Source organism: Armatimonas sp., from assembly GCF_964826245.1.
In genome coordinates this window covers 1-3,277 of the sequence record NZ_CBAYMC010000364.1, presented here as the reverse complement: position 1 = coordinate 3,277, position 3,277 = coordinate 1, and the positions used below count along the sequence as shown (strand labels likewise).

At 60.1% G+C, this 3,277-nt stretch carries 5 protein-coding genes; 1 reads left to right on the top strand and 4 read right to left on the bottom strand.

Going from position 1 to position 3,277, the window contains the following annotated elements; genetic code table 11:
* The coding region (locus AC1XOS_RS21465) for an SPFH domain-containing protein (RefSeq protein ID WP_481964252.1) at nucleotides 1-614 on the top strand (614 nt) is incomplete at its 5' end.
* Between the two features lie 3 nt (nucleotides 615-617).
* Here AC1XOS_RS21465 and AC1XOS_RS21460 read toward each other — a convergent pair.
* The 4 genes from AC1XOS_RS21460 to AC1XOS_RS21445 all read right to left on the bottom strand — a co-directional run.
* Nucleotides 618-1,355: a nitrilase-related carbon-nitrogen hydrolase gene (locus tag AC1XOS_RS21460; RefSeq protein ID WP_481964251.1), complete on the bottom strand. Its 738-nt coding sequence runs from the start codon at nucleotides 1,353-1,355 to the stop codon at nucleotides 618-620.
* On the bottom strand, nucleotides 1,352-2,161 hold the full coding sequence (locus tag AC1XOS_RS21455; RefSeq protein WP_481964250.1) for a phytanoyl-CoA dioxygenase family protein: 810 nt from the start codon (nucleotides 2,159-2,161) through the stop codon (nucleotides 1,352-1,354). Before AC1XOS_RS21455 ends, AC1XOS_RS21460 begins: the two co-directional genes overlap by 4 nt.
* Nucleotides 2,158-2,760, bottom strand: a complete 603-nt coding sequence (locus AC1XOS_RS21450; RefSeq protein ID WP_481964249.1) for a GDSL-type esterase/lipase family protein — start codon at nucleotides 2,758-2,760, stop codon at nucleotides 2,158-2,160. The genes AC1XOS_RS21455 and AC1XOS_RS21450 overlap by 4 nt, the downstream gene beginning before the upstream one ends.
* 10 nt (nucleotides 2,761-2,770) lie before the next feature.
* Nucleotides 2,771-3,277: DUF1854 domain-containing protein (locus AC1XOS_RS21445; RefSeq protein ID WP_481964248.1), on the bottom strand; the 507-nt coding region annotated here is incomplete at its 5' end.

Genomic DNA, 3,277 nt, shown 5'->3' with positions numbered 1-3,277 from the left:
ACATCAGCGATCCCGTGGCCTATCTCTTCAAGAACTCCGACCCGCGCGGCTCACTCTCCGCCAACGTGAGCAACTCGACCGTGCGCTGTCTGAGCAACCTGCCTCTTGCCCGGATGCTGATTGATCGGCACAGCATGAGCAAGACCGTTCGCGATGAAGTGACCCCCAAGTCCCACGAGTGGGGCTACAAGCTCGGCTCGATCTACATCCGAAAAGTCCACTTCCGCGACCCCGAGATGATCCGGCAGATCGAGAGCAAGGTTGTCAACCGGCTGCGCCAAGTGACGGCGGCGATCAAGCAAGACGGTGTCAATCAGGTGAGCATCATCACCAGCACCGCCGAGCGCCAGGCCGCCGTCGAGTTTGGGAAAGCCGCCGCCGTCCGCCCCGCCATTGTCGGAAAAGCCATGGCTGAGATCAGCGCCGACCCCGAAGTCTCCGAAGCCCTCTTTGATCTCCTAGAGACCCAGCGGATCGTCGAGAGCGGGGCCAATCTCACGCTGATCCAGGGACAGGGTCAAGGCACTAGCCGCGATCTGATGGCCGGCTTCCTCGCCTCCATGCCCGCCAGCGAGGCACAAACGGCCCCGACAAAGCCGCCCATCACGCGTTAGAGGCTAGATATCGTCCAGGAACCGAAGCTGGCTTCGGTACTCGTGGAGGGCGGGGAGATCAAGGGAGGCGAGGAGGGTTTTCTCCTCGCTTCCCGCATCGGCGACGATCTCCCCGTGCCAGTCCACGAGCATCGTGCGACCGGGAAACGAAAAATACGGATCGGTGCCGCAGCGGTTGACCCCTAAGACATATGCCTGATTCTCGATGGCGCGGGCCTGAAGCAGGCGCACCCAGTGGTGGGCACGGGCGCTGGGCCAGCTTGCGATATCCAGATAGAGCTCGGGCCGCCATGCCGCTGCCGCCACCCGCCAGACCTCGGGGAAGCGCAGGTCGTAGCAGATAAACGGGGTCACACGCAGCTCTGCCCAGGAAAAAACGACCTGTTGCTTGCCGGGGGCGTAGGTCTCACCTCCCACTGCAAACGGCTTGATCTTGGTATAGTCTGCGATACGGGTGCCGTTGGGAGCGAAGACTAGGGCACGATTGTGGCCATTGATGGCAACCCCGCCCACCAGAGTAACTTGCCAGCGCTGGGCAAGCTGCTGCAAAAAACTCGCGATAGGGCCGCCTTCCGGCTCGGTTGCCTCCATACTCATGGAGAACCCCGTCGCAAACATCTCCGGCAGTACGACAAGCGTATTGGGCTCCGGCTTGGCGTCGGCGAGAAGCTTCTCCACTTTTGCAAAGTTGGCCTGTGGCTCTTCCCAGGCAATGTCGAGCTGTACCGCTAAGATTTTCATCGTTGGTCTTCCTGAACGTCGTAGGCGCCGCCGTGCTTGATGTGGTCAAACTGGTCGTCGAGGATGACTTTGATATTGGTGTGGAGCGCTTTGTTCTCAAAGAAGCTTCGGCTGCGCTCGGGGATCTCGATGCCGTCTCCGTCGGCGTACCAGCCACACCAGTGGATCATGGCGATCATGGGGCGGGGCTGTGGTGTCCGGTTGGGCATCCCCGCGTGCCAGAGGCGAATGTCGCGGATTACCACGGAGCCACGCTTGACGGTCGGCTGGATCGGGGGGGCCTTTTCACGCCAAGCTGCGAGGTGCTCGTCTGAGACTCTTGCGGAGCCGTCGCCGTGGAAGTAGTGCATGTCTAAGTGAGTGCCGGGCCAGAGCTGGGTTGCGCCGTTCTCCGGGCCCATATCTACCACAGGCACGTTGATGACAATGCCAAAGCTAGGTGTTGCGTGCTCCAGCCCCTGCCAGAGCTGCGCGACATCGGGGTGCACGGGCTGGAAGTGCTCGCCGGGGAGCGCGGTGTTGCCAGAGTAGAAGTTATTTTTGACGCCCGGCCCTAGGATCGCTTTTGTTGCCTCGATAATCTCCGCGTTGAAGAGGACGTCCTCAAAGAGATAAGGCGCAAACGGCGGGGGCGCTTGCTGGATATTGCCCTTGTTGAAGTTAAACGGCACATCGGGGCGCTTGAGGATCGCGTCCACATCGGCGAGCATTTTCTCGCAGAGGAGCTCACAGTGGGCGGGATCTATGACGTCTTCAAGGACAAGAAATCCCTCGCGGTTAAATTCTTCGAGCTGTGCTTTATTCATCGTCTTAGCAGATTCGAGATTGCCTGTGCGAGCCGGGTGTGGGCCTCGGCATTGAGGTGCATGCCATCGAGGGGGCTGACCGAGATCACGTTGCCCGCATTGAGAAACTCCCAGCCGTTGGCCTCGGCGACTTCTAGGTAGAGTGGGGCGAGGGCGCGAGAAAAGCTCACGGCACGCTCCTCGTCAAACTCCGCGACAAACTTGATGGGTGAGCGCATCGGCGGCGGGGCGATAAGCAGCACTTTCGCGCCCTGCGACGCTCCCATCTCTCCGATGCTCTCCACGGCATCGGCAGCCGCATCGGGCTTGTGACGGAAGCGGGCTTTGGCATCGTTGGTGCCCAGCATCACGATCAGCCAGTCGTAGGGGCGGTGGGTATCGCTGACCATCGGGAAGGTCGCTTTTCCATTGCGCAAGAGAATCAGCGGGTCGTCAAAGCCCGTCGTGCGATTAGAAAGACCCTCTTCCAGCACCCGCCAGCTCTCTCCGAGGAGGCACTGCAAGACGCCTGTCCAGCGCGTCTGATCGTCGAGGCGGGTGATATCAATCGGGCTTGCGCCCCAGGTGTTCGAGTCGCCGTAGCAGAGCACCGACTTCATGGCTCAGCTCCTACAGCACCCGTGAGAGAATCGCGAGTGTCTTTTCGTCGAGCTTTCGGTAGTCTGGGATGTTGTAGCGGCTCCCCGTTCGATCCGTGAGCAGCACCCGCCCGCCGCTCACTTCCTGAATCGAGTCCTTGAGGTTCTGCACGGAGAACTTGCGCTCACCTTTGTCGGTCTCTACCTCGAAGTTCACAGTGTCGTACTCTTTCTTGACTTTGGTGACTTTGAGAATCGTCGGCACAAAGTAGCGCCGCTCAAGCTCTTCGTCCAAGATCTTTCGCGACTCCGGGTCTAGGCCCTTCATGTTCTCCAGCATCCCGACATCTTTATCTTTGGCATCGCGCAGTCCAATATACTGGTCTTGGAGCGAGAGCGGAAACGCCCGCGCGATCTGGCAGACCAGCACGGTTCGCTCGTAGCCGATCTTGGGATCGGCGATCGTTGCCCGAACCGCACTGCCCCCCGTGCGAAAGAGTGTCACGGTTGTTGGGTCAAGAAAGATAAGATCGAAGTC